Below are 23727 nucleotides of genomic sequence, written 5' to 3'. Positions count from 1 at the left end.
GAATAACGGGACCTAGCCTCGGGCCAACGCCGCGAAACGGGCCGCAGCGGCAAAGGCTCCGGCCCGCAATTCGCGCAATTCCATCGCCTGCCAGTCCTTGCCCCAAAGTTCGGCCTGCCAGTCTTCCTCAAGATTGGCCGCGTTCCACAGCGCCTCGATGTCAGCCCCGGGCGTGAGCGCGGCAAGGCCGATCACCAGCGAAGCGGCAAGGCTGGCGGTGTTACGCAAGGCGGCAAGCGAAAAGGCATCGAATCCGCTGAGTTCGCCCCGCAGCCGCTCCAGCGTCTCGGGCGCTTGCGGCTTGTGCATCACACCCGCCACGCGCACGAAGCGCACGCCGAGCCGCGCTTCCGCCTCCAGCAGCAACGGCTCCCACACCTCTCGCTGGCGGATGGCAAAGGCCTCGTCCGGTTCGGCGCGATAGCACAGCGTATCGGTGGCGGCATAAGGCAGCAGGCATTCCACCGCAGCATCCCGGTCCGGGCCAACTACATCGATCGCGTAATCGGCCATGTCACGGAACAGGAATGCGGCGGGATCAATCTCGTCGCCTTGCACATCCCATTCTGCGGCCATCACTTCGGCGAGCGCGCGTGTCGGAACGGCCTGCGGATTGCGGCTCACCGTCTTGATCGCACGCCCGTCCAGTGCCACCCCGAAACCGCCTTCGGCTTCGATGACGGTTACTTGCTTGTAGAAACGCTTCATTGGTCCAGGGATTTCCACTTGCGCGCCAGCATGCGCGGCAGCGCGAAAAATTCGAACAGTCCGATGGCGGCCAGAATGTAGCCGACAAAGCTTGGTATGCCCGCCAGCCAGGTCGGCGGCTTGCCTGCGATCAGCAGGGCGCCCAGCAGCACGAATATCGCGCCTGAAAGCCGCGCCAGTTGCAGCGCTGCGAACCGTCCTGCGACAGGATCACGCTCACCGCTCATTCCAGCCCCCGCAACAGATCGCGCAAATGCGCCACGCTGGTCGCTACCGCCGCCGCGCCCGCCTCGATCAGTTCATCGGTCTCATGGTATCCCCAATCGACGCCAAACCCGGTCACGCCCGCGTTGCAGGCCATGGCGATGTCATAGACGGTATCGCCGATCATCGCAGTGCGCGCGCGGTCGGCTCCTGCATCGGCAATGCACTGCTCGATCATCGAAGGGTCGGGCTTGGAGGGATGGCGGTCAGCGGTTTGCAGCGACACGAAATGCCTGGTCAGTCCGTGCGTGGCCAGACAATGCGCCAACCCCCGGTCCGATTTGCCCGTCGCCACTGCAAGCTGCCAACCCTGTCCGGCCAGTTCCTCGACCAGCCCGGCGATCCCGTCATAGAGCGGCTCTGCCACCGCGCCCGCCTCGCGCCGCGCGCGGAAGGCGTCCTTGTAAAGCTGGGCAAGGTCGGCGTGGGCCGCGTGCTCGCCTTGGGGATGCAGTTGCCGCATCGCTTCGTGCAGAGATAGGCCGACCACCCGGCGCGTTGCATGGCGCTCAGGTGCGACCAGTCCAGCGGCTGCGAACGCTGCGTCCATCGCTGCGCAGATGTCGGCCTGGCTATCTACCAGCGTGCCGTCGCAATCGAATATGGCCAGTTTCACGGGATCAGCCTGCGCATGAGTTCTGCCATCGCCGGGGACCCTTCCGCCTCAAGTCCGGCGGCGACGCGTGCGCGTTCGTCGGCCGACTTGTTCTGTGAAAGCTTGAATGTAGGCCGCCAAGCCTGCACTTCCATTTCAAAGCCGACGATTGCCGCCATCATCCTGCGCGAGGCCTCGGGCGGCATCTTGTCCATTGTCCATGGCTCGCCTTCGGAAACCCGGACCTCGTTCGTGGCGGTCACAGTTTCGAGCAGCGCTTGCAACCCGTCCTGATCCATCCGCCGCACCCGGCCTTCGAGTTCCAGCGCGACGTAGTTCCACGTCGGCACTTGCGTTTGATCGGCGTACCAGCGCGGGGAAACATAGCCATCTGGCCCGTTCACCACCGCCAGCGCGGTCATCCCGTCGAGGTGCCGCGCCAGTGCGTTGCCACGTGCCAGATGGAACTGCAGCGCGCCGTCGCCGGTCGAGATGAGCGGCACATGCGCCACGCGCGGACCGTCGGGCGTGGCCGCGAATACCATCCCGAACCCGACCTCGGCGATCAGGGCTTCCAGCAAGTCGCGGTCATCGTGACGGAAGGCGGGATTGGGATGCATCGGCGCCCGTTAGCCAGCCTTGCCCTTCGGCGGACCCTTGGGCCGTGAAGGGGCCGCGGGACGCGGGGCTGCAGAACGCGCCGCAGCAGGCTTGCCAGTGGACTTGCCTGCAGGAGCCTTTGTGCCTGCAGGTTTGCGCGCAGCGGGTTTCGCACCAGCCGGTTTTCCGGCCGCCTTCGGACCAGAGCGTGCCGGAGCCCGCGCGAGCACGCCATCTACGCCGGTCTTCGGCGATGACTTGCGCTTTGGCGCAGCTGCCGCTTCGGCCACGGCGCGCTTGCCGGTGGCCTTGCGCCCGCCGCCACCCGACGCGGTCCCGCCATCAGCGCGCTTGCGGCGTTCGCCCCGGCGCTCCTTGCGATATTCCTTGGAATGCGCCTTGGCCGCGCGCTTCTGCATGGTCTTCTCGGGGATCGGCTTGATCGGATCGATCGCCAGATCGCCGTCTTCCTCATGGAACCCAAGCTGCGCCATGCTTGCCGCGAAGTGATCGGGCAGGGGCGCGGTCACATCGATCAGGTCGCCTTCGGGATGCTCGATTCGCAACCGGCGCGCGTGCAGGTGCATCTTGCGGCTGATGCTGCCGGTCAGGAACGCGCCTTGCCCGCCATACTTGCCATCGCCCACGATGGGATGGCCAATGGCGGCCATGTGGACGCGCAGCTGATGGGTGCGCCCCGTCAGTGGCTGCAGTTCCACCCACGCCGCCGAATTGCCCGCACGGCTGATCACGCGATAGCGGGTGCGCGCCGATTGGCCCTCGCCGCTCTCGTCCACCATCATCTTCTCGCCTCCGGTGCCTGGCTGCTTGGAGATCGGCAGTTCGATCATGCCGTCCTTGATGTCGGGAATGCCGACGATCAGCGCCCAGTAGATCTTGCGAGCAGTGCGGCCAGAGAACCGCTTCGAGAAGAACGCCGCACTGTTGGCCGAGCGCGCGATAAGCAGCACGCCCGAGGTATCCTTGTCGAGGCGGTGGACCAGACGCGGGCGGGCGTCGGTCTCGCCCACGAAAGCGTCGAGCAAACCGTCGACATGCTCATAAGTGCCGCTGCCGCCTTGCGTGGCAAGGCCCGGCGGCTTGTTGAGGATGATCGCGGCGCGGTCCTTTTCCAGCACCATTGATTCGGCGAGCTGGATCTGTGCATCGGTCAAGGGCTTGCGTTCGCGCTGGCCCTTGGGGCCGGGGGGCAGTGCGCCGCCCGGCGGCACGCGCAGAACCTGACCTTTCAGCAGACGTGTATCCACATCGGCGCGCTTGCCGTCCACGCGGATCTGTCCGGTGCGCGCCCAGCGCGATACCGTGGCAAAGCCGACTTCCGGCAGGTTCCGCTTGAACCACCGGTCCAGCCGCACGTCGTTATCGTCATGCTGGACGGTGAACTGGCGGACGTGATCTTCGCCCGCGTTCTTCGGTGCCTTGCTCATGCCACGGCCCTCGTAATGGTAAGGCCGATGAACAAGCCTGCAATTCCGGCGATGACCGAACCTGCGGCGTAAAGCACAGCCGGGCCGATCAGTCCGCGTTCGATCAGCAGCGCCGTTTCAAGGCTGAATGCCGAGAACGTGGTAAAGCCGCCCAGTACGCCGACGCCGATCAGCAGGCGCCACGCCTCGCCCGCGCTGCCATGGCGGACAAGCCATCCGGCGAGCAGGCCCATGGCCACGCTGCCGACAACATTGATAGAGAATGTGCCCCAGGGGAACACGGCATTGGGGCCGGATATGGCGCCGATCAGGCGTCCTGCATGAAAGCGCAGGACTGCACCGGTCGCACCGCCAAGGGCGACGAGCGTGCTCGCCTGTATTGTCGAAGGTAGGTTCATGCCGCGCCCCTTAAACCGACTGGCCGACAATTGCACGACTTTGCTTGCCTTTGCTGGCCGATTTGGGTAGTGGCCCGCCGGTCCGAGCCGATCCCGTTGGATTCGGCCCGTTTAGTGTTTTCAAGAATTACGGTGATTCCCGCAGGCATAGCGGGCTCTCGCCATCAGATTGAGGTGTAGCGGTTTATGCAGATTCTCGTTCGCGATAACAACGTCGACCAAGCCCTTCGTGCGCTCAAGAAGAAGCTGCAGCGCGAAGGCGTTTATCGCGAAATGAAGCTGCGCCGTCACTTCGAAAAGCCCTCGGAAAAGCGCGCTCGCGAGAAGGCTGCTGCCGTTCGCCGCGCCCGCAAGCTTGAGCGCAAGCGCCAGGAGCGTGACGGCGGCAAGTAAGGTCGGACGGGGCGGAAACGCCCCATCTGGCACTTGCCGTTTGAGCCCGCTTGGGCCAAGAGGGCGCCGCACCCCGGCGCCCTTTTTCGTGTCCGGGACCTTATCGAATCCGGCGCGCCTCGCTCGAGTCGCGTTTCCAGGGGGAAGTCATGTCGGAAATCACCCGCGTTCCGCTCCAGCCCGTCGCCAAGGGCTCGCTCACCAAGATCTGGCTTGGCGTCATCGTCGCCGTGCTGGTCGGCTCGGGCGTTGCTTATGCCACCCGTTACAAGGGCGTTGAAATCGAGACGGTGAAGGCCGGAACCGGCGCATCACCCACCAGAAGCGACGTCGCGCTGATCAACTACGTTGGCCGCCTCGCCAACGGCAAGGAATTCGATCGCGGTGAACGCGCGGTTCTTCCGCTGGAAACCGTGATTCCCGGCTTTTCCGAAGGCCTCGCCAAGATGCAGAAGGGCGGCAAGTACACCCTCGAGATCCCGGCTGAGAAGGCTTACGGCGCCGAAGAAAAGCGCAACCCGCAGACCGGCGAAGTCGTTATTCCCGCCAACTCCGATCTCGTCTTCGAGATCGAGCTGATCGATTACAAGAGCTCGGCCGAGCTTGAGCAGCAGCGCATGATGCTCGAGCAGATGCAGAAGATGCAGGGCGGCGCAGGCGCACCCGGCGGTGCACCGGGCGCGATGCCCCAAGGTGCGATGCCCCAAGGTGCGATGCCGATGCCTCAGGGCGCTCCGCAACCCTGATCCCGTGCCGGGCAGGCGCAATCCTGCGCCCACCTCGGCTTGAAGCACGCCGCGCGCTCTGGTAGCGCGCGGCGTTCCTCATTTCCCCGCGAGAGTATCCACCCATGTCCGTAGATACCGCCACCGTGGCCAAGATCGCCTCGCTGGCCCGCATCAAGGTTTCCGAGACCGAACTTGAGGCGATGGTGCCCGAACTGAACGGCATTCTCGCCTGGGTCGAGCAACTGGCCGAAGTCGATGTGACCGGGATCGAGCCGATGACCGCCGTCATCCCCAACACCCAGCGCCTGCGCGCCGACGTGGTAAATGCCGATCCGTTGACCGGCGGCGACATGCGCGAAGCGGTGCTGGCCAACGCGCCCGCACCCGAACACGGCTTCTTCGGCGTGCCCAAGGTGATCGAATGATCTGCGCGGCAGATCATTCGAGCATCCCCGCGCAGGCGGGGATCGCAGGCATCAAGGCGCTACGTGCCCCCGCGAAGGCGGGGGCCTCGTGCCTTGACGTGCAAACTCCTGAGGCCCCCGCCTTCGCGGGGGAGCAGGATAGAGTGGGGTTTTGAAGTGACTGCTTTGACAGATCTCGGCATTGCCGCCATCCGCGATGGCGTTGCCAAGGGTGATTTCACCGCAACTGAAGTCGCCACCGCGTTCAATACCGCCGTGGCCGAGGCCCAGCCTGCACTGAATGCCTTCATCGTGACCACGCCGGAAAAGGCGCTGGAAGCGGCAGCCAAGGTCGATGCGGACCGCTCCGCAGGCAAGGCTTTGGGCGCGCTCGCGGGCGTGCCGATCGGCATGAAGGACCTGTTCGCCACCAAAGGCGTGCAGACCACCGCCGCGTCGAAGATCCTCGAAGGCTTCAAGCCGCAGTACGAATCGACCGTTTCGCAGAAGCTGTGGGACGCAGGCGCCGGCATGCTCGGCAAGCTCAACCTCGATCAGTTCGCGATGGGTTCCTCCAACGAAACCAGCGCGTTCGGAAATGTGATCTCGCCATGGCGCCGCCCCGATAGCACCGCGCCGCTGGCTCCCGGCGGCTCGTCGGGCGGCTCGTCCTCTGCGGTGTCCGCGCGCCTTGCGCCTGCCGCCACCGGCACCGACACTGGCGGCTCGATCCGCCAGCCCGCCGCCTTCACCGGCATCTCGGGCATCAAGCCGACTTATGGCCGTTGCTCGCGCTGGGGCATCGTCGCTTTCGCGTCCTCGCTCGATCAGGCAGGCCCGATGGCGCGCGACGTCACCGATTGCGCGATCATGCTTGAAGCCATGGCCGGGTTCGATCCCAAGGATTCGACCAGCCTCGATCTGCCCGTGCCCGCATGGACCGCCAGTCTTTCAGGCGACATGAAGGGCAAGAAAGTCGGCATCCCGCGCGAATATCGCCTCGACGGCATGGACCCCGACGTTGCGAAATCATGGGATGACGGCATCGCCTGGCTCAAGGATGCAGGTGCCGAGATCGTCGATATCTCGCTGCCCCACACCAAGTACGCGCTGCCCACGTACTACATCATCGCACCGGCAGAAGCCTCCTCGAACCTCGCCCGCTACGACGGCGTGCGTTACGGCCTGCGTGACCTGCCCGATGGCGCTGGCCTGCAAGACATGTACGCCGCCACTCGCGCCGCTGGGTTCGGGCCTGAGGTAAAGCGCCGCATCCTGATCGGCACCTATGTGCTTTCGGCAGGCTTCTACGACGCCTACTACACGCAGGCGCAGAAGGTTCGCGCGCTGATCGCCCGCGACTTCACGCTGGCATTCGAAAAGTGCGACGTGATCCTCGCCCCCACCGCGCCGTCCTCGGCCTTCGCGCTGGGCGAGAAGAGCGCCGACCCACTGGAAATGTACCTCAACGACGTGTTCTCGGTGCCGGCCAGCCTTGCGGGCCTGCCTGCCATGTCGGTGCCCGCCGGGCTTGACCGCAGCGGCTTGCCGCTTGGCCTCCAGGTCATCGGCAAGGCGTTCGACGAACAGGGCGTGCTGAATGCGGGCCTCGCGCTCGAAGCCCGCGCGCAGTTCACCGCGCGCCCCGAGAAGTGGTGGTAACCTCTATGCAGGACGGGAGAGGCGAGGGCGCCGGCCTTCGTTATCCCGTCCTTGATGCCTTGCGCGGGCTGGCGGCGCTGGGCGTGGTGTTTCACCACATCCCCGCCAATGCAGGCTTATCCGCGGCAGGGTTCGACGCCAATTTCGGCCGGATGGTCGATCTGTTCTTCGTCCTGTCGGGCTTCGTGATCGCGGCGTCCTACGGCGCGAAACTCAGCTCCGGCTTCTCCATATCGCGGTTCCTCTGGCTACGGTGGGGCAGAGTCTGGCCGCTTCACGCCACGATGCTGGTGGTCCTTGCGGTCGCGATGCTCGCGCTCGGCCTCGCGCGGCCCGATCTGCGCACCCATGGACTGATGGCGGGGGCCAACGATCCTGCCGATCTGCCGCTTGCTGTCCTGCTGCTGCAGGGGATCGTCCCCTCGCGTGGCCCCACATGGAACCACCCGAGCTGGTCGATCTCGGTCGAGATGCTGCTCTATGTCCTCGCCGCGCTCGGCTGGCGTTTGCTGGGTGACCGGGCGTGGGGCGCATGGCTCGGCGCAGCGCTGGCGCTGCTGGCTTTCGCAGGCTTCGGCCCTGGCTTCGACGGCCTCGCTTCCAACATCGCGCGGGGCGTGGCCGGGTTCGGCCTCGGCGTCCTTGTCCACCGCGCCCTGGGCCAGTCGCGCCCGCGCCTGAACCTGCACGCCGCCACCGCGCTCGAACTCGCGGCTCTGGCCACGCTCGCGTGGGTGTTGTCCGCAAGCGGCAATCTGGCCGCGTTCGACCTCGCCGCCGCCGCGCTGGTCGCGCTCGCCGCCGTGCAGCGCGGCCTCGTATCGCGCGCGCTCATGTTCGCACCTTTCCAGTGGCTCGGCACGATTTCCTACGCGCTCTACATGGTGCACATCTTCGTGATCGGCCGCAGCTTCGACATCCTCGCGCTCGTTCAGGACCGCCTCGGTCTCACCATTGCGCAGGCCACCATCGGCGGCGAGGACGTGCTCATCGGCCCCGGCTGGCAGGCCGACATCGCCAAGCTGGCGATCATGGCGCTGTGCCTCGTCATCGCCATTCCCTTCGCAAAGCTGATCGAGCAGCCCGCCCGCGCGTGGTCGCGCCGCACCTTCGGCCAACAACTGCCGAATGCGGGCAACTGACCCCTTTCCAAGCCTCCCCTCACACCTTATCGGGCATGACCATGAGCGAATATCGTATCCAGGGCGACACCGGCGCATGGGAGGTCGTGATCGGCCTTGAAGTCCATGCGCAGATCACAACCAACGCCAAGCTGTTTTCCGGCGCGGCGACGGCCTTCGGGGCAGAGCCGAACACGCAGGTCAGCCTCGTTGACGCGGCGATGCCCGGCATGTTGCCCGTGCCCAACCGCGAATGCATCCGACAGGCGGTGCGCACCGGCATGGCGATCAATGCCCAGATCAACAAGTGGTCGCGGTTTGACCGCAAGAACTACTTCTACGCCGATCTTCCGCAGGGATACCAGATCAGCCAGCTCTATCACCCCATCGTGGGCGAAGGCGCGATCGAGATCCAGCTCGACGACAAGAACCCCGACACGAAGAAGACCATCGGGGTCGAGCGAATCCATGTCGAACAGGACGCGGGCAAGCTGATGCACGATCAGCATCCGACCATGTCCTATGTCGACCTGAACCGCTCGGGCGTGGCGCTGATGGAAATCGTCAGCCGTCCGGACATGGGTTCGCCCGCCGAAGCCGGTGCCTACCTGTCGAAGCTGCGCACGATCCTGCGCTTCGTCGGTTCGTGCGACGGCAACATGGATCAGGGTTCGATGCGCGCCGACGTCAACGTCTCGGTGCGCAAGCCCGGCGGTGAACTCGGCACCCGCACCGAAACCAAGAACGTCAACTCGGTCCGCTTCGTGATGGCTGTGGTCGAGCAGGAGGCCAAGCGCCAGGTCGCGCTGATCGAGGATGGCGGCAAGGTCGTGCAGGAAACGCGCCTCTACGATCCTGACCGTAACGAGACGCGCTCGATGCGCTCGAAGGAAGACGCGCACGATTACCGCTACTTCCCCGATCCCGACCTGTTGCCGCTGGTGCTCGACGATGCCTTCCTCGAGGAATGTCGCGCCAGCCTGCCCGAGCTGCCCGATGCCAAGCGCCAGCGCTATGAAACCGCGCTCGGCCTTTCGCCCTACAACGCGAACGTCCTGACAGCCGACGTCGAAACCGCGCGCTGGTTCGAACTGCTGCTGGCAGAAGCCGCCGCCAAGGCAGGCAAGCCCGAGGCAGACCTCGCCAAACAGGCGGCCAACTGGCTGATCTCCGAACTGTTCGGCGCGCTGAACAAGCTCGGCAAAACGCTCGAAACCTCGCCCATCAGCCCGGCCGCAGGCGCGGAACTGCTCGCGCTCATCGCCGACAGCACGATTTCCGGTTCGATCGCCAAGCAGGTTCTCGAAAAGATGCTCGAAACCGGCGACGGCGCGGCTCTGATCGTCGAACGCGACGGTCTCAAGCAGAACACCGACACCGGCGCCATCGAATCCGTGATCGACGGAATTCTCGCCGCCAATGCCGACAAGGTCGAACAGTACAAGGGCGGCAAGGAAGCCCTGTTCGGCTTCTTCGTCGGCCAGACGATGAAAGCCATGCAGGGCAAAGCCAACCCCGGCATGGTGAACGAGCTCCTGAAGAAGAAGTTGGGATGATTTGCGCGGGCAGTCCGATAAAAGAGCGCCCGCGCTCAAAATCAGATTGAGAAATCGAAAATGCGGGCGGTGATAGCGCCGCCTGCGCCGCCGCCTGTCAGTGAATACATGAAGCCGTATTCTCCCTTTGGAAGATCGGCCATCGGTTGCACCAAATAGACGCCCGGACGAACCAGCTTGTAGTCAAACTTCAACTGGTCCTTATCCATTACGCCTGTCTTGGCACCTGCGATGTTCACACTGCCGACGCGGGCCTCCCTGCGGTCCTTTTTTGCCATGAGTTGCACAAGCGTAAATTCGCTTGGCGACGTCACAGTTGCTGCCGTCCCCGAGGCCCAGGCTGCCGTATTGGAAGTCACCGATGGATTCGATTCATCGAAGAAAAAGTAGAAGCTTGGGCGGGCTTCACTTGCGTGCGTTCGTGCTGTGGGATTCTGGATCGAAGCCTTCACGCTCATTGATGCAATTCCAGCGGTAAAAGCATAGCCCAAGAGTCCGCCCGTTTTGGCCTGATTGGTCACGACTGGGTCGATCCGCATCATTTTGCTTGCTGCGCTATCCATAAGATAGACTCCGGCGGGGTGCGGTACTGCTGGATCGGGCGAATCGACCGACAACTTCACTTCCGCAGGCTTCTTTTCCGCTAAAAGTGCCGCGATGACCGGACCACTGACGCCCTTGGTCTTGAGATCAACCATTTGATCCACGCTCAGGTCGATGTGGGTATCGGAACTGCGGATCTTGGCAATAATTGCATCGTCGCCAATTCCCGTCTTGGACAAGGAGATGACATCATCAAGGGAGAGCGATTGAGCGCTGGCGGGCTGTGCCATCGAAAGCGCCAAAACGAGCGCGAATGCATATATTTTCAAGAACTTATCTCCCCAGTTTAAGTGCCCCTTTTCGGAAAATGTAGGAATAAATCAATGCTTATTGTCAGGTTGTGCCGTTTTGGCTGCAATCCAAATGCATTTTCAGGAATGCGCACTCTATAAACTCGCCGATTGATAATTAACCTCGATCAGGGTGATGCTGTGCTAATCGCAAACTGGCTTGAAATGTCAGGCCACGACCAGACATGAGGCATCTTTTCGCAGCGTCCGCGCTTGTTGTCGGCATTTCACTGGCGCTTCCCGTCCGTGCAGCCCCTAACCGTTTCTCCGTAGATTTCCCCCTCTCCAAAACCGTCGGTCCGATCCGCGCAGGCACGCTTTGCCTGCCCAAAGGCTCGATGCGCGGGGCTGATTTGGTGAGTGACGAAGGCCAGTTCGCGTTGCTGGTGAGACAGGTTCTTGATGACCGCGCCGCGCGCGGACAGCGGTCATTGGGTGATGGTGCTGTGCCCCGAATCGAACTGCGCCTGAAAGCTGCCGCCGTGAAGCTTTGCGCCAAATCGTGGGGCATGTTCGGCATGGGCGATACCAAGTCGCTCAGCGGTGACGTGCAGATTTCCTTCGCATGGAAAATTGATGGTCTGGCGGCGCTGACCGCAGAGCAGATCGTGCTGAAAATTCAGTCGACAGACCGGCTGACAGCACAAGCCATCATGCGGCGCGCGGTCGAGGCCGTGCTTGACCGGATCGCAGCCAAGGCTGCGTGACAATTGTGGGTGGAAGACTAAACTCCCACCAACCTCACCCCCGCGTGCCTTCCATCGGGAACGTCCCGAACATGCCTGCGGTCACCGTGCCCGTCAGCGTGTCGCCTTCGATCGTGGCCTTGCAGTCGAGCATCATCGGCATCGGCACGGTCATGTTCATCTGCCAGGTGAGAGTGCCGCCTTCGACCTTGCCGTTCTCGACTTCCATCGACCCCATCTGGCCAGTGTTGCTGCCGGTGAAGCTGTTGCCGTCGGGGTTGACGGTGAAGGTGCTGGTCTGGTCGCCCATCGGCGTCTTGGTGATGCAAGTATAGCTGCCGGCAACGGACATGGCCTGTCTCCCATTCTGATCGTTACCGGCAGTTTATCTGCAAAAGTGTCAATAGCAAGGCGCGGGCGTTACTGCGGTGCGGCGACTTCCTCGACCGGCAGGCCAAGCCCCGAAAGCTGCGGCTTCACCTTCGCGGCGTCGCCCACCACGACCCAGACAATCCCGTCGCCGGTGATCTTGTCGCGGAAAGCCTTGTCCGCCTCTGCCGTGGTCATCTTTCCGTAGCGTGCCGAAAGCGTCTCGTAATAGTCGTCCGGACGGCCATAGGTCACGATCTTGGCCATGCCGTCGAGCACGGCGGCGCTGGTTTCGAACATGCCCGGAAGTTCGCGCGCGCTGCCCTTGGTCGACCAGTCGAGTTCCTCGGCCTTCACGCCGCTCGTGCCGGTGAACGCGGCGATTTCCTTGCGCACTTCGGCAATCGCCTCGCCAGTGCGGTCGGTCTGGACCGGAGCGATCACGCGGAAACTGATGCGGTCGAGCGGCTCGGTCACCCCGTTAAAGGTGCCATAGCTCCAGCCCTTGTCCTCGCGCAGGTTCATGTTGATCCGGCCGAGGAAGTTGCCACCCAGCACATCGTTCGCGGTGTTCAGCGCCACCAGATCATCGGTGCCCTTGGCGTCCAGCACTTTGCCGCCCATGATGTAGGACTGCGGCGATCCGGGGCGGTCCACCAGGATCACGCGCGCCTTCGCGGGCGGGATGGCGGCGGAGAAATCCTTCATCGGACGCGCCATGCGATAGGCTTTCCAGCTGCCGAACGATCCGTCGAGCATCTTCACCACCTGATCCAGCGTGGTATCGCCCACCACGAAGATCTTCGCGGTATCGGGGCGGAACCAGCGCGCGTGGAACGCGGCGAGGTCGGCGCGGCTCAGCGTCTTGACCACGGCGGGGTCGCCGGTACCGGTCGGCGGGAAGGCATAGGGGAACGCCTTGCCGAACAGCGCGGGGTTGAGCGTGCGCGACGCCAGCGCCGCCGGGTTCTTCAGCTCGGCGGCAATGCCGGCAAGCTGCTGCGTACGCACCCGCTCCAGTTCCGCAGGATCGAGCGCGGGGTGGAGTACCACATCGGACAACAGCCCGAGAGACGGCGCGAGGTTCGGGGTCAGCGCATCGAGCTGGAACGAGGTCGTATCACCATTTGCGGAAAGGCGCAGATTCGCGCCCAGCCGCTCGCGCACGCGCGCCAGTTCGGTCCCGCTCAGCTTTTCGGTGCCTTCGTCCATCAGGCTGAGCAGCAGCGATTGTGTGCCCAGCGCCGATTTGGGATCGGCGGCGTAGCCCGCATCGAAGCTGACGCGCACCGACACGGTCGGCACAGCGCTCCGCTTGGCGAAGAACACCGGAATGCCGTTTTTCAGCGTGCCACGCTCGATGGTGGGGAAATCGAGTGGTGTCAGTTCCCCCACTGCGGGCAGCTTCGAACGGTCCGCTGCAGCAACGCTGGAGACGGGCGCGCCCTTTGCCAGTGCATCGGGATCGCGGAAATAGGCAGGACGGCCCCCGCTTGCCTCGCGCGTGAAGAAACCGCCGCGCGCTTCGCCGCCTTCAGTCCGCGTGCCCGGTTCCACCGTCAGCGCAAAGACCGGGCGCGACAGCCACTTCTGCATCGCGGCGGTCACTTCGGCAGGCTTCATCGCGGCAATGCGCGCAAGTTCCGTGCGGTAGTGCTGCGCATCGCCGTTGTAGAGCAGCCCCTCGGCCAGCGTCGGCGCCTTGCCGCTGCCGCCGCCGGTCCGCTCCAGCCCGCGAATTTCGCCCGCCGTGGCCGATGTGGCCGCGCGCAGCATTTCATCGGCGCTCGGACCGTCCTTCACGAACCGCGCGATTTCGGCATCGAGCGCTGCACCCACCTTGGCCGGATCCTGCCCCGGCGTCACGTCGGCATGGACCGAAAACTGGCCCGCCTGCGCAAAGATCGAGGCATCCGCCACGACCGAGACGGCCACCTTCTGCTGGCGCACCAGCGCATCGTCGAGCCGCGAGGATGCAAGCCCGCCAAGCACGGAGGCCGCAAGATCGAGCGGCAGGTAATCGGGATTATCAAGGCCGGGGATCGCCCACATCCGGTAGATGCGCGTGGTCGCCACCTGATCCTTGATCGTCTTGGCGGCGGGTGCGGGCAAGGTCGGCACCGGAGCGGTGACGGGCTTTACCGCCGGACCTGATGGAATGTCGCCGAACCACTTGGCAACCTTGGCCTTGGCCGTCGCCGCATCGATATCGCCTGCCAGAACGAGGATCGCGTTGTTGGGTGCATAGTTGCCCCGGAACCAATTCTTCACATCGTCAAGGCTGGCCGAATCGAGGTCGGCCATCGATCCGATGGTGGAGTGATGGTAGGGATGGCCCGAGGGGTACAGCGTCTCGAGCGTCTCGTATTCGACCATCGCATAGGGTTCGTTATCGCCCTGCCGCTTCTCGTTCTGCACCACGCCGCGCTGGTTATCGAGTACGGTCTGGGTCACCGCGCCGAGCAGATGCCCCATGCGATCGCTTTCCATCATCAGCGTCATGTCGAGCGCGGGCGTCGGCACGGTCTGGTAATAGTTGGTGCGGTCAAACCATGTCGTGCCGTTGAGGTCGGTCGCGCCAACCTGCTGCAGCGGCTGGAAGAAATCGCCCGGAACGTTCTCGGTGCCGTTGAACATCAGGTGCTCGAACAGATGGGCGAACCCGGTCTTGCCCTTGGGCTCGTTCTTCGATCCGACACCGTACCACACCGAAACCGCGACGACTGGGGCCTTGCGGTCGGTGTGGACCAGCACGGTCAACCCGTTGTCCAGCTTGAAACTTTCGTAGGGGATCTGCACCTTGGAAACGAGATCGGCCAGCGGCGCAGGCTTGGTGCCTTGTGCATGGACTTGTGCGGGAAGAGCGGCGGCGATGGCAAGCAGGCTGGCGGAAATGAAACGCTGCATGATGTTCCCGAAGATAGAGCGACACTTGAGCGTGCCTGCAAGGATGACATGTTGGCGACCGTTTCGTTCCCGAAAGCCTCGAAACGTCTGGCCAGATTTAGTTTGTGCAGAAACTTTCTAGTGCCCATCATCGCGCGCGCAAGTGGGGCGTGTCCGGTGGACATGACCTGCGACCGTCAATTCGACAAACGACGAAGAGAGACCGATGAACGTCAAGTCAGCCCTGCCAACCCTGCAAGCCCTGATCGCAGCCCTGCTCGCCACCGCCGCCACGCCCGCACTGGCGCAGGACCCCGCCTTCGATCCACAAGCCATCCGCGCCCATGTGACGTTCCTCGCCGACGATCTGCTCGAAGGCCGCGACACCGGGTCGCACGGCTACGATATTGCGGCCAATTATGTCGCGTCCCAGTTTACCCTGATGGGCCTCAAGCCCGCTGCGGCAGATGGCAGCTTCTTCCAGAAGTTCACCGTGCGCGAGGCGCGGCTGGATGGCTCGCCAAAGCTCACGCTGAGCTACGGAGGCAAGGACACCGTTCTGACCGACACCGCCCAGGTCCTGGTCCGCCCCAGCCTGCTCGACAAGGCGGTTGCGGTCGATGCGCCCATGGTCTTCGCCGGCTTTGGCTTCGACCGCCCTGACCTCGGCTTTGACGATTACAAAGGCCTCGACGTGAAGGGCAAGGTCGTCGTCCTCCTCACCGGTTTCCCCAAAGGCACGCCCAGCGAACTCGGCGCGCACCTCAATTCCGACAAGGCGCTCATGGCGATGAAGCGCGGCGCTATTGCCGTGATCTCGGTGCCTACCACCGAAGATACCGCCCGTCGCCCGTGGGACAAGCGCGTAGCGATTTCAGACGGCCCATCCAAGGGCTGGGTCGGCGCAGACGGCAAGGCGTTCAGCCGCGTCCCCGGCATCAAGGCGGGCGTGACGCTCAATCCCGATGCCGCCGCGCCGCTGTTTGCCGCCGCGAAGAAACCTCTGGCGAAGATTCTTGCCGAAGCCAACAAGAAGGGTGGCCGTCCCAAGGGCTTCGCACTTCCAGGCAAGGCAAGCCTGTCGCTCGCCAGCACCTGGAAGGACGTGGTCAGCGAGAACGTCGTCGCCATGCTCCCCGGCAGCGATCCCAAGCTGGCCGGTGAATTCGTCGGCATGACCGCGCATCTCGATCACATCGGCATCCACGGCAAGGGCGACGATACCCTCCACAATGGCGCAATGGACAATGCCTCGGGCGTCGCCACCATGCTTGAAGTGGCCAAGGCCATCGCCAAGGAAAAACCGCGCCGCTCCGTCCTGTTCGGCGCGCTGACCGGTGAGGAAGGCGGGCTGATCGGCTCGGACTACCTTGCGCGTAATCCCGTGGCGAACAGCGATCTGGTCGCCGTGGTCAACTTCGACATGCCGGTGCTGACCTACATGTTCTCCGATGTCGTTGCGTTCGGCGCGGAAAATTCCACGATGGGTCCGGTCGTAGCCGAAGCGGCGCGCAAGGCGGGCATCAAGCTCTCGCCCGATCCGATGCCCGAAGAAGGCCTGTTCACCCGCTCCGATCACTACCGCTTCGTCCAGCAGGGCGTGCCCGCCGTGTTCATGATGACCGGCTTCGAAGGACCGGGCGAGAAGGCGTTCCGCGGCTTCCTCAAGGACCACTACCACCAGCCCAGCGATGATCTGAAACTGCCGTTCAACTGGGATGCGGGGGCCTTGTTCGCCAAAGTGAACTATTACACGGTGCAAACGCTCGCCAACGCCGACGAACGCCCGCGCTGGTACGCAAACAGCTTCTTCGGCAAGGAATTCGCGCCGTCTGCGGCGAAGGCTGTGCCAGCGAAATAGTCAGCTTCGTCATTGAAACCTGCTCCCCCGCGAAGGCGGGGGCCTCAGGAGTGCGCGATGAGGGCTGAGGCCCCCGCCTTCGCGGGGGAGCGGATTGTTGTATATCAACCCAATACCCCCCAACGAATGCTAGAGCACTTTCGTCAGCACAGCCCTTGTGTTGCGAAAAAGCCACACCATGTTGTGCGCATCAGGAGGACACTCGACCCATGAATCTCGAGAAATTCACCGACCGCGCCAAAGGCTTTTTGCAAGCCGCCCAGACCGTTGCCATCCGCATGAGCCATCAGCGGATCACTGCCGACCATATCTTGAAGGCCCTGCTCGAAGACACCGAAGGCATGGCCAGCGGGCTGATCCAGCGCGCGGGCGGCAATCCCGCCATCGCGCAGGCCGAAGTCGACAAGGCGCTGGCCAAGCTCGCCGCCGTCTCCGGGTCGGGTGCACAACAGACGCCCGGCCTCGACAATGATGCCGTGCGCGTGCTTGACCAGGCCGAACAGGTTGCCACCAAGTCGGGCGACAGCTTCGTTACCGTCGAGCGCATGCTCGTCGCGCTTGCGCTTGCTACTACCACGGCAGCGGGGCAGGCGCTGAAGGCTGCGAACGTCACCCCGCAGGCGCTCGAAGCTGCGATCAGCGAGCTGCGCGGCGGGCGCAACGCTGACAGCGCGAGCGCCGAAAACGCCTATGACGCGATGAAGAAATATGCCCGCGACCTCACGCAGGCCGCGCGGGAAGGCAAGCTCGATCCGGTGATCGGCCGCGACGAGGAAATCCGCCGCACCGTGCAGATCCTCGCCCGCCGCACCAAGAACAACCCTGCGCTGATCGGCGAACCCGGCGTCGGCAAGACCGCGATTGCCGAAGGCCTTGCGCTGCGCATTGCCAATGGCGACGTGCCCGACAGTCTCAAGGACCGCCGGTTGATGGCGCTCGACATGGGCAGCCTGATCGCGGGCGCGAAATATCGCGGCGAGTTCGAGGAACGCCTCAAGGCCGTGCTTGACGAGGTCAAGGGCGCCGAGGGCGAGATCATCCTGTTCATCGACGAGATGCACACCCTGATCGGGGCGGGCAAGGGCGAGGGCGCGATGGACGCCTCGAACCTGCTCAAGCCTGCACTCGCGCGCGGCGAACTGCACTGCATCGGCGCGACCACGCTCGACGAATATCAGAAGTATGTCGAGAAGGACCCCGCGCTCCAGCGCCGCTTCCAGCCGGTGTTCGTGGGTGAACCGACCGTGGAAGACACGATCTCGATCCTGCGCGGCATCAAGGACAAGTACGAACTTCACCACGGCGTGCGCATCGCCGATGGCGCGATCGTGGCGGCGGCCACTCTGTCCAATCGCTACATCGCTGACCGCTTCCTGCCCGACAAGGCCATCGATCTGATGGACGAGGCCGCCAGCCGCATCCGCATGGAAGTGGAAAGCAAGCCCGAGGAAATCGAGAAGCTGGATCGCAAGATCATCCAGCTCAAGATTGAGGAAATGGCGCTCGCCAAGGAAACCGATGCCGCGTCGAAGGACCGGCTCGATAATCTGCGTGAAGAACTCGCCAACCTCGAGCAGCAGTCGTCCGAACTGACCACCCGCTGGCAGAACGAGCGTGACAAGATCGCCGCCGAAGGCAAGATCAAGGAAGCGCTTGATGCTGCCCGCAGCGAACTCGATGTGGCGCAGCGCAATGGCGATCTCGGCAAGGCGGGCGAGCTTGCCTACGGGCGCATTCCCGAGCTGGAAAAGCAGCTGGCCGAAGCCGAAGGCGTCAGCCAGAACGCCATGCTGCGCGAGGAAGTGACCGCCGAGGACATCGCCTCCGTCGTCAGCAAGTGGACCGGCGTGCCGGTCGACCGGATGATGGAAGGCGAGCGCGAGAAGCTGCTCAAGATGGAGCATGTGATCGGCGAGCGCGTGATCGGCCAGAAGGACGCGGTCCTCGCCGTGTCCAAGGCCGTGCGCCGCGCCCGCGCCGGTCTTCAGGACCCGAACCGTCCCTTGGGCAGCTTCCTGTTCCTCGGCCCCACGGGCGTGGGAAAGACTGAACTGACCAAGGCTCTGGCGGGTTTCCTGTTCGACGATGACAGCGCGATGGTCCGTATCGACATGTCCGAGTTCATGGAAAAGCACTCGGTCAGCCGGTTGATCGGTGCACCTCCGGGCTATGTTGGTTATGATGAAGGTGGAGTTCTCACCGAAGCGGTTCGCAGGCGACCCTATCAGGTCGTCCTGTTCGACGAGGTCGAGAAAGCGCATTCGGACGTGTTCAACGTGCTGCTGCAGGTCCTCGACGATGGCCGCCTGACCGATGGGCAGGGCCGCGTGGTCGATTTCACCAACACGCTGATCATCCTGACCAGCAACCTCGGCAGCCAGTACCTCGCCAATCTGGAAGAGGGACAGGACGTTGCCAGCGTCGAACCGCAGGTCATGGACATCGTACGCGGCCATTTCCGCCCCGAATTCCTCAACCGGCTGGATGAGATCATCCTGTTCCACCGTCTGGGCCACGAACACATGGCCCCGATCGTGGAAATCCAGGTCGGCCGCGTGCAGAAGCTGCTCAAGGACCGCAAGATCGTGCTCGACCTCACCGATGCCGCCAAGCGCTGGCTCGGCCGGGTGGGCTACGATCCGGTCTACGGCGCAAGGCCGCTCAAACGCGCGGTCCAGCGCCACCTGCAGGACCCACTTGCCGAGCGGTTGCTGGCGGGTGAAATCCCCGATGGCAGCACGGTCACCATCGACGAGGGCGATGGCGCGCTGTCGTTCGCGGTCAGCTGATGCCTTCGATCCCGCCTCTTCCCTTGGGGAAGGGGCGGGAACCCGAACGCAAAAACCAGCTATCCCCGCGAACCTGCCGCGCTAGACTGTGCACATGCTGCGCAACCTGCTCCCTGTCCTCGCCCTTGTCCCCACCGCCGCTCAGGCCGAGACGATCTACGTCCGCGCCGGGCGGCTGATCGACCCGGAGAGCGCCCGCGTCCTCACCGCACAGGTCTTGCATGTCGAGAATGGCCGCGTCGCGGCGGTCACGCCCGATGGGCCGCTGCCCCAAGGCGCGAAGGTCGTTGACTGGTCGGCCTACACCGTCCTGCCCGGCCTGATCGATTGCCACGTTCATCTGGCCGATGTCGAACAGTCGAACAACGTGGCCGAACCACTGCTCCATTCGGCAATGGAAATCGCCTACATCGGCGCGCGCAACGCCCGCAAAACGCTGATGGCGGGCTTCACCACCGTCCACGACGTCGGCTCGTTCCGCGCTTATGCCGATGTCGAATTGCGCAACGCGATCGAGCGCGGTGATGTGGTCGGCCCACGTGTGAGCGCAGTCGGCGCCTATGTCACCATCCCCGGAGGCGGCGGCGAGGTCACCGGCTTTGCGCCCGACGTCACCGTGCCTGCCGACATGCGCGCAGGTGTCGTCACCAATGCCGAGGACACCACCCGCAAGGTGAACGCCCTGTTCCAGAACGGCGCGGATTCGATCAAGCTGATCGCCACCGGCGCGGTGCTTGCCCAAGGCACCGAACCCGGCCAGATCGAACTGACGCCCGAGATGATCAAGGCCGCTGTCGATGTCGCCCGCCAGCGCGGTTCATGGGTCACCGCCCATGCGCACGGTGCCGCAGGGATCAAACAGGCGATGGGGGCAGGCGTCCGCGCCATCGAACACGCCAGCCTGATCGACGATGAAGGCATTGCGCTCGCCAAAGCCAAGGGCGTCTGGCTCGACATGGACGTCTACAACGGAGACTTCATTGCCGAGGTCGGCAAGCGCGACGGCTGGCCCGCCGACATGCTGCGCAAGAACGACGAGACGACCGAAGCCCAGCGCCAGGGCTTCCGCAAGGCGGTCAAGGCAGGCGTCCGCCTCAGCTATGGCACCGATGCCGGCGTATTCCCGCACGGACTCAACGCCCGCCAATTCAAATACATGGTCCGCTACGGCATGACGCCGATGCAGGCGATCCAGTCCGCCACCACGGTCAGCGCCGAACTGCTGGGCAAGAGCAGGGACGTCGGCGCGCTCTCGCCCGGCCATTACGCCGATATGATTGCGGTGAGCGGCGATCCACTGGCCGACATCACGGCGCTCGAAACCGTGGCCCACGTGATGAAGGGCGGCGAACTCGTCCGCTGACACAAAAAGGGGGCGGTCCCTGCTAAGGCACCGCCCCATTCGTGTCGCCGGCAAGGGAGAGACCGGCGGGGGGTAGTTCAGGTCAGAGAAGTTTCCATGTCACCGGCACGACGATGGCGGTGGCACCTCCGGGAGGCGGCGGGACAGCGCCTGCCCGCGTCGGCATGGCCAAGGCTTCCTTGTCGAGCGTGCTCGATCCCGACGGCGCAACCAGTTCAGTGCGCTCGATCGAGCCGCCCGCGCCCACATAGACCTTGACCCGCGCAGTGCCTTCCTCGCCGCGCATCTGCGCCGCGCGCGGGTAGGTCTGCTTGGATGCAATGATCCGTGCGACTTGGCGCTGCCAGTCTGCTGCCTGCGCAAAGGCGGCGGTGGCCGTCATCGAGAGGGCGGTGACGGTAACAACGAACTTTGCGATAAGTTTCATGATTTCATATCCTTGCGGCTTGGTGATGGTATGAGGTCCGGGGGGCAACTTGAATAAAGGGTTCAAAACTCGGACCAGTCGTCCTGATCGATTTTGAGCGCGGTATTGCCGCTGCTCGGCATGGGCCGGGCTGTCAGCGGAGTGGATTTCGGGGAGGCGGCAGCCACGACAGCGGCTGGCGGAGCGTCCACGAACCGCTCGGGCTGGCGCAGCGCCGACACCTCGCGCGGAAGCTGATGCACCAGCGCACCAAGCCGGAACCGGCCGAGCTGGTCGACGAGCGACACCGTCTCGGTCGCCAGATTGCGCGTTCCGGCAGAACTTTCCTCGACCATCGCTGCGTTCTGCTGGGTGAACGCGTCCATCGATCCGACCATCGTCGAGATGTCGGCAATGCCCGCAGCCTGCTGGCCCGCCGCTTCGGCGATCTCTTCGACAAGCGCCGACACCGCGCTCACTTCAGTGACGATCTGACGCAAGGCATCGCCGCTCGATTCCACCAGCGTCACGCCGCCGCTCACCTCGTCGGTGCTCTTGCCGATCAGTTCGCGGATAGACTTGGCGGCATCGGACGACCGCTGCGCCAGTGCGCGCACTTCGGTGGCGACCACGGCAAAGCCCTTGCCTGCATCGCCGGCCCGTGCCGCCTCGACGCCTGCGTTAAGCGCCAGCAGATTGGTCTGGAAGGCAATCCCGTCGATCACGTTGACGATATCGGCCATCTCGCGCGAACTGCTCTCGATGCTGCGCATTGCGGCCACGGCGCGATCGGCAGTATTGCCCACGCTTTCGGCGGTGTTGCGCGCCACGGCGAGCCGTGAACTGGTCTGCTTGGCATTCTCTGCAGTCGTCTTGACCGAGGTGGTGAACTCGTTGAGCGTGCGCGATGTCTCGGCGAGCGAGTTAGCCTGCTGTTCGGTGCGCAGCGACAGGTCGGTCGCGGCGCTGGCGATTTCGTCGGTGCCCAGCTTGATCGTGTTGCAACCGTCGGCAATCTTGGCCAGCACGCGCTCCAGCTCTGCCACGGCAGCGTTGTAATCGACGTGCAGTTTTGCCAGTGCGCCGCTGCCATTCTCGGAAACACGGTGGGTCAGGTTGCCTTCGGCCAGCGCGGTCAGGCCCTCGCCAATGGCGTCGATCGTCACCTGCGTTTCGCGGGCACGCGCCTTCTCGGCCTCTGCGCGGGCATGGTCGGATGCGAACACGTCGCGGAACTGGTCGAGCGCCCGTGCCAGATGGCCAAGTTCATCGGTGCGGCCGAGGCCGGGCACGGTAACCGAGTGGTCGCCGCTGATCAGCCGCGCCACAGATTCCGACATGCGGACCAGCGGCGCAGCAATGTTGCGCATCAGGAACGCTAGCAGGCCAAGGGCTGCAACTACGCCGATTCCAATGGCGGCGAGCGTGAAGTTTCGGGCGGAAGCGTAGATCGCATCGCTTTGCGCCGCGACGGCATCAGACGCCTTCTTGTTGACCTCGATCGCCGCCAGAACCGTGTCTTCCAGCGCATAGAATGTGTCGAGACCTTCGCCGTCGTGGATGGCTTGCGCACTTGCTGAATTGCCCGCCAGGGCAAGTTGCTGCATCTCGCTATCCTGCTTGACGAACCCGCCCCAGCTTTCGCGCATGGTGCCAAGCGCTGCCTTCTGCTCAGCTGTGATGGCGAGATTTTCGAAGTCGCTCAGGCTGCCGTCGATTGCGGCGCGTGCGTTCTTCATCAGCTTTCCGTTCTTCGCCATGGCTTCGGGCGAAGGTGCTGAGAACATCTCGTCCTGCTTGAGGCGGTACTGCGATGTGTAGGCGTGAATGTCGCCCAATGTCGCTGCAGCGGGAATCCAGCGGTCGCGCTGCTCGGCCGCAATCGCGTTCACTTCGCCGATCTTGGCAATTGCAAACAAGCCCATCCCGGCCATCACCGCCAGCAACAGCGCGAAAGCGGCAATGAACTTGGCTGAAATATTGAATTTGAACATCGTTACTCCCCGAAAGCCGGTCGGCGCTTGCCTGTCCTATCTGGGGAAGCGGAACGTCAGGTAAGAACGGCTACCCGTAGTGCTCCGCAGGGCAGGGCAGGCAAAATTAACCAGCAGTCAGGGGCTCGGGTTTGTGCAGCCCGCAATAACGCAGGTGTCTTGCGGCCGATAATGGTTAACGCGCCATCAATATCCGGTAACGTGCAGCGCGATTGTCCGCCGGTGCGGCGCGCGCCGGTGCTCGCAGATGTAGATGCCCTGCCAGGTGCCTAGGGTCAGCTTGCCGTCAATCAGCGGAACCGAAAGATGTACCCCGGTCAGGATCGCTTTGAGGTGGGCGGGCATGTCGTCCGGCCCTTCATCGTCATGGGCATAGCCGGCATTCTCGGGCGCGATCCGGTCAAGCCAGCGCACCACGTCGCCGCGCACTTCGGCCGCCGCATTTTCCTGAATGCATAGCGATGCAGAAGTATGGCGGCAGAACACGGTCAGCAGGCCAGTGGTCATACCTTGGGCGACTACCCATGCGGCAACCTCGCCCGTGATTTCGTGCAATCCCTTGCCCGGTGTGGCGATGACGATTTCGGTGGCAGCTTGTCTCAT

The 23727-nt window shown here is 63.9% G+C and carries 22 protein-coding genes; 10 read left to right on the top strand and 12 right to left on the bottom strand.

All coding sequences use genetic code 11. The features are described 5' to 3' along the window. Nucleotides 1–12: 12 nt before the first annotated feature. The 6 genes from RM192_RS13985 to crcB are packed head-to-tail and all read right to left on the bottom strand — an operon-like array spanning nt 13 to nt 4013. Nucleotides 13–708: an ATP12 family protein gene (locus RM192_RS13985; RefSeq protein WP_311508166.1), complete on the bottom strand. Its 696-nt coding sequence runs from the start codon at nt 706–708 to the stop codon at nt 13–15. After that, nucleotides 705–935 (bottom strand): hypothetical protein, encoded by a 231-nt coding sequence (locus RM192_RS13980; RefSeq protein WP_311508165.1) that lies wholly within the window; start codon nt 933–935, stop codon nt 705–707. The genes RM192_RS13985 and RM192_RS13980 overlap by 4 nt, the downstream gene beginning before the upstream one ends. Continuing rightward, nucleotides 932–1588 carry an HAD-IA family hydrolase gene (locus RM192_RS13975; protein WP_311508164.1) on the bottom strand — a complete coding sequence of 219 codons (657 nt, stop codon included), beginning with the start codon at nt 1586–1588 and terminating at the stop codon, nt 932–934. Before RM192_RS13975 ends, RM192_RS13980 begins: the two co-directional genes overlap by 4 nt. Further along, nucleotides 1585–2187: an FMN-binding negative transcriptional regulator gene (locus RM192_RS13970; RefSeq protein ID WP_311508163.1), complete on the bottom strand. Its 603-nt coding sequence runs from the start codon at nt 2185–2187 to the stop codon at nt 1585–1587. Before RM192_RS13970 ends, RM192_RS13975 begins: the two co-directional genes overlap by 4 nt. 9 nt (nt 2188–2196) lie before the next feature. Beyond that, entirely contained in the window at nt 2197–3615 is a 1419-nt protein-coding gene (locus RM192_RS13965) for an RluA family pseudouridine synthase (RefSeq protein WP_311508162.1), read from the bottom strand. Then, entirely contained in the window at nt 3612–4013 is a 402-nt protein-coding gene (crcB, locus tag RM192_RS13960) for a fluoride efflux transporter CrcB (RefSeq protein WP_311508161.1), read from the bottom strand. The genes RM192_RS13965 and crcB overlap by 4 nt, the downstream gene beginning before the upstream one ends. Before the next feature lie 186 nt (nt 4014–4199). Here crcB and rpsU point away from each other — a divergent pair, with 186 nt between their 5' ends. From rpsU to gatB, 6 genes are all read left to right on the top strand, one after another. After that, a complete protein-coding gene (rpsU, locus tag RM192_RS13955) occupies nt 4200–4406 on the top strand; it encodes a 30S ribosomal protein S21 (protein WP_144902223.1) in 207 nt (68 codons plus the stop codon). A gap of 149 nt (nt 4407–4555) precedes the next feature. Continuing rightward, nucleotides 4556–5152: an FKBP-type peptidyl-prolyl cis-trans isomerase gene (locus RM192_RS13950; RefSeq protein ID WP_311508160.1), complete on the top strand. Its 597-nt coding sequence runs from the start codon at nt 4556–4558 to the stop codon at nt 5150–5152. Nucleotides 5153–5256: 104 nt separating this feature from the next. After that, a complete protein-coding gene (gene gatC / locus RM192_RS13945) occupies nt 5257–5559 on the top strand; it encodes an Asp-tRNA(Asn)/Glu-tRNA(Gln) amidotransferase subunit GatC (RefSeq protein ID WP_311508159.1) in 303 nt (100 codons plus the stop codon). Nucleotides 5560–5715: 156 nt separating this feature from the next. Further along, nucleotides 5716–7200, top strand: a complete 1485-nt coding sequence (gene gatA / locus RM192_RS13940) for an Asp-tRNA(Asn)/Glu-tRNA(Gln) amidotransferase subunit GatA (RefSeq protein ID WP_311508158.1) — start codon at nt 5716–5718, stop codon at nt 7198–7200. A gap of 5 nt (nt 7201–7205) precedes the next feature. Further along, complete coding sequence (locus RM192_RS13935; RefSeq protein ID WP_311508157.1) at nt 7206–8342, top strand: acyltransferase; 1137 nt, start codon at nt 7206–7208, stop codon at nt 8340–8342. 35 nt (nt 8343–8377) lie between these two features. Beyond that, complete coding sequence (gene gatB, locus RM192_RS13930) at nt 8378–9877, top strand: Asp-tRNA(Asn)/Glu-tRNA(Gln) amidotransferase subunit GatB (RefSeq protein ID WP_311508156.1); 1500 nt, start codon at nt 8378–8380, stop codon at nt 9875–9877. Nucleotides 9878–9918: 41 nt separating this feature from the next. On the opposite strand, the gene RM192_RS13925 is transcribed toward gatB, so the two are convergent. Beyond that, nucleotides 9919–10710, bottom strand: a complete 792-nt coding sequence (locus RM192_RS13925; RefSeq protein WP_311508155.1) for a hypothetical protein — start codon at nt 10708–10710, stop codon at nt 9919–9921. Between the two features lie 245 nt (nt 10711–10955). Between RM192_RS13925 and RM192_RS13920 the strand changes: the two genes are divergently transcribed. Further along, nucleotides 10956–11477, top strand: coding sequence for a hypothetical protein (locus RM192_RS13920; protein WP_311508154.1), 522 nt, complete (start codon nt 10956–10958; stop codon nt 11475–11477). A gap of 34 nt (nt 11478–11511) precedes the next feature. Here the strand turns inward: RM192_RS13920 and RM192_RS13915 are convergent, their stop codons facing one another. After that, nucleotides 11512–11808, bottom strand: coding sequence for a hypothetical protein (locus tag RM192_RS13915; protein WP_311508153.1), 297 nt, complete (start codon nt 11806–11808; stop codon nt 11512–11514). 68 nt (nt 11809–11876) lie between these two features. Beyond that, a complete protein-coding gene (locus RM192_RS13910; RefSeq protein WP_311508152.1) occupies nt 11877–14732 on the bottom strand; it encodes a pitrilysin family protein in 2856 nt (951 codons plus the stop codon). Between the two features lie 205 nt (nt 14733–14937). Here RM192_RS13910 and RM192_RS13905 point away from each other — a divergent pair, with 205 nt between their 5' ends. The 3 genes from RM192_RS13905 (at nt 14938) to RM192_RS13895 (ending at nt 20724) form a co-directional block, all read left to right on the top strand. Then, nucleotides 14938–16572: a M28 family metallopeptidase gene (locus tag RM192_RS13905; protein ID WP_311508151.1), complete on the top strand. Its 1635-nt coding sequence runs from the start codon at nt 14938–14940 to the stop codon at nt 16570–16572. 209 nt (nt 16573–16781) lie between these two features. Then, nucleotides 16782–19361: an ATP-dependent chaperone ClpB gene (gene clpB / locus RM192_RS13900; protein WP_311508150.1), complete on the top strand. Its 2580-nt coding sequence runs from the start codon at nt 16782–16784 to the stop codon at nt 19359–19361. A 94-nt stretch (nt 19362–19455) separates the two neighbouring features. After that, entirely contained in the window at nt 19456–20724 is a 1269-nt protein-coding gene (locus RM192_RS13895) for an amidohydrolase family protein (protein WP_311508149.1), read from the top strand. A gap of 82 nt (nt 20725–20806) precedes the next feature. On the opposite strand, the gene RM192_RS13890 is transcribed toward RM192_RS13895, so the two are convergent. The 3 genes from RM192_RS13890 to RM192_RS13880 form a co-directional block, all read right to left on the bottom strand. Beyond that, entirely contained in the window at nt 20807–21151 is a 345-nt protein-coding gene (locus tag RM192_RS13890; RefSeq protein ID WP_311508148.1) for a TonB family protein, read from the bottom strand. A 62-nt stretch (nt 21152–21213) separates the two neighbouring features. After that, on the bottom strand, nt 21214–23124 hold the full coding sequence (locus RM192_RS13885; RefSeq protein ID WP_311508146.1) for a methyl-accepting chemotaxis protein: 1911 nt from the start codon (nt 23122–23124) through the stop codon (nt 21214–21216). A gap of 186 nt (nt 23125–23310) precedes the next feature. After that, entirely contained in the window at nt 23311–23727 is a 417-nt protein-coding gene (locus tag RM192_RS13880) for a secondary thiamine-phosphate synthase enzyme YjbQ (protein WP_311508145.1), read from the bottom strand.

It is taken from the genome of Novosphingobium sp. MMS21-SN21R, from assembly GCF_031846015.1.
GTDB lineage: Bacteria > Pseudomonadota > Alphaproteobacteria > Sphingomonadales > Sphingomonadaceae > Novosphingobium.
Note: the sequence above shows the minus strand (reverse complement) of the source record. Positions and strands in the feature narration are given on the sequence as shown.

What these genes read in the sequence shown, in the direction of transcription:
- RM192_RS13885 (WP_311508146.1), bottom strand. Translation starts at nt 23,124, where the DNA reads ATGTTCAAATTCAATATTTCAGCCAAGTTCATTGCCGCTTTCGCGCTG.
- clpB (WP_311508150.1), top strand. Translation starts at nt 16,782, where the DNA reads ATGAATCTCGAGAAATTCACCGACCGCGCCAAAGGCTTTTTGCAAGCC.
- RM192_RS13965 (WP_311508162.1), bottom strand. Translation starts at nt 3,615, where the DNA reads ATGAGCAAGGCACCGAAGAACGCGGGCGAAGATCACGTCCGCCAGTTC.
- RM192_RS13925 (WP_311508155.1), bottom strand. Translation starts at nt 10,710, where the DNA reads ATGGCACAGCCCGCCAGCGCTCAATCGCTCTCCCTTGATGATGTCATC.
- crcB (WP_311508161.1), bottom strand. Translation starts at nt 4,013, where the DNA reads ATGAACCTACCTTCGACAATACAGGCGAGCACGCTCGTCGCCCTTGGC.
- gatC (WP_311508159.1), top strand. Translation starts at nt 5,257, where the DNA reads ATGTCCGTAGATACCGCCACCGTGGCCAAGATCGCCTCGCTGGCCCGC.
- RM192_RS13915 (WP_311508153.1), bottom strand. Translation starts at nt 11,808, where the DNA reads ATGTCCGTTGCCGGCAGCTATACTTGCATCACCAAGACGCCGATGGGC.
- RM192_RS13935 (WP_311508157.1), top strand. Translation starts at nt 7,206, where the DNA reads ATGCAGGACGGGAGAGGCGAGGGCGCCGGCCTTCGTTATCCCGTCCTT.
- RM192_RS13920 (WP_311508154.1), top strand. Translation starts at nt 10,956, where the DNA reads ATGAGGCATCTTTTCGCAGCGTCCGCGCTTGTTGTCGGCATTTCACTG.
- RM192_RS13970 (WP_311508163.1), bottom strand. Translation starts at nt 2,187, where the DNA reads ATGCATCCCAATCCCGCCTTCCGTCACGATGACCGCGACTTGCTGGAA.
- RM192_RS13950 (WP_311508160.1), top strand. Translation starts at nt 4,556, where the DNA reads ATGTCGGAAATCACCCGCGTTCCGCTCCAGCCCGTCGCCAAGGGCTCG.
- RM192_RS13880 (WP_311508145.1), bottom strand. Translation starts at nt 23,727, where the DNA reads ATGAGACAAGCTGCCACCGAAATCGTCATCGCCACACCGGGCAAGGGA.
- RM192_RS13890 (WP_311508148.1), bottom strand. Translation starts at nt 21,151, where the DNA reads ATGAAACTTATCGCAAAGTTCGTTGTTACCGTCACCGCCCTCTCGATG.
- RM192_RS13910 (WP_311508152.1), bottom strand. Translation starts at nt 14,732, where the DNA reads ATGCAGCGTTTCATTTCCGCCAGCCTGCTTGCCATCGCCGCCGCTCTT.
- rpsU (WP_144902223.1), top strand. Translation starts at nt 4,200, where the DNA reads ATGCAGATTCTCGTTCGCGATAACAACGTCGACCAAGCCCTTCGTGCG.
- RM192_RS13980 (WP_311508165.1), bottom strand. Translation starts at nt 935, where the DNA reads ATGAGCGGTGAGCGTGATCCTGTCGCAGGACGGTTCGCAGCGCTGCAA.
- RM192_RS13895 (WP_311508149.1), top strand. Translation starts at nt 19,456, where the DNA reads ATGCTGCGCAACCTGCTCCCTGTCCTCGCCCTTGTCCCCACCGCCGCT.
- RM192_RS13905 (WP_311508151.1), top strand. Translation starts at nt 14,938, where the DNA reads ATGAACGTCAAGTCAGCCCTGCCAACCCTGCAAGCCCTGATCGCAGCC.
- gatB (WP_311508156.1), top strand. Translation starts at nt 8,378, where the DNA reads ATGACCATGAGCGAATATCGTATCCAGGGCGACACCGGCGCATGGGAG.
- RM192_RS13985 (WP_311508166.1), bottom strand. Translation starts at nt 708, where the DNA reads ATGAAGCGTTTCTACAAGCAAGTAACCGTCATCGAAGCCGAAGGCGGT.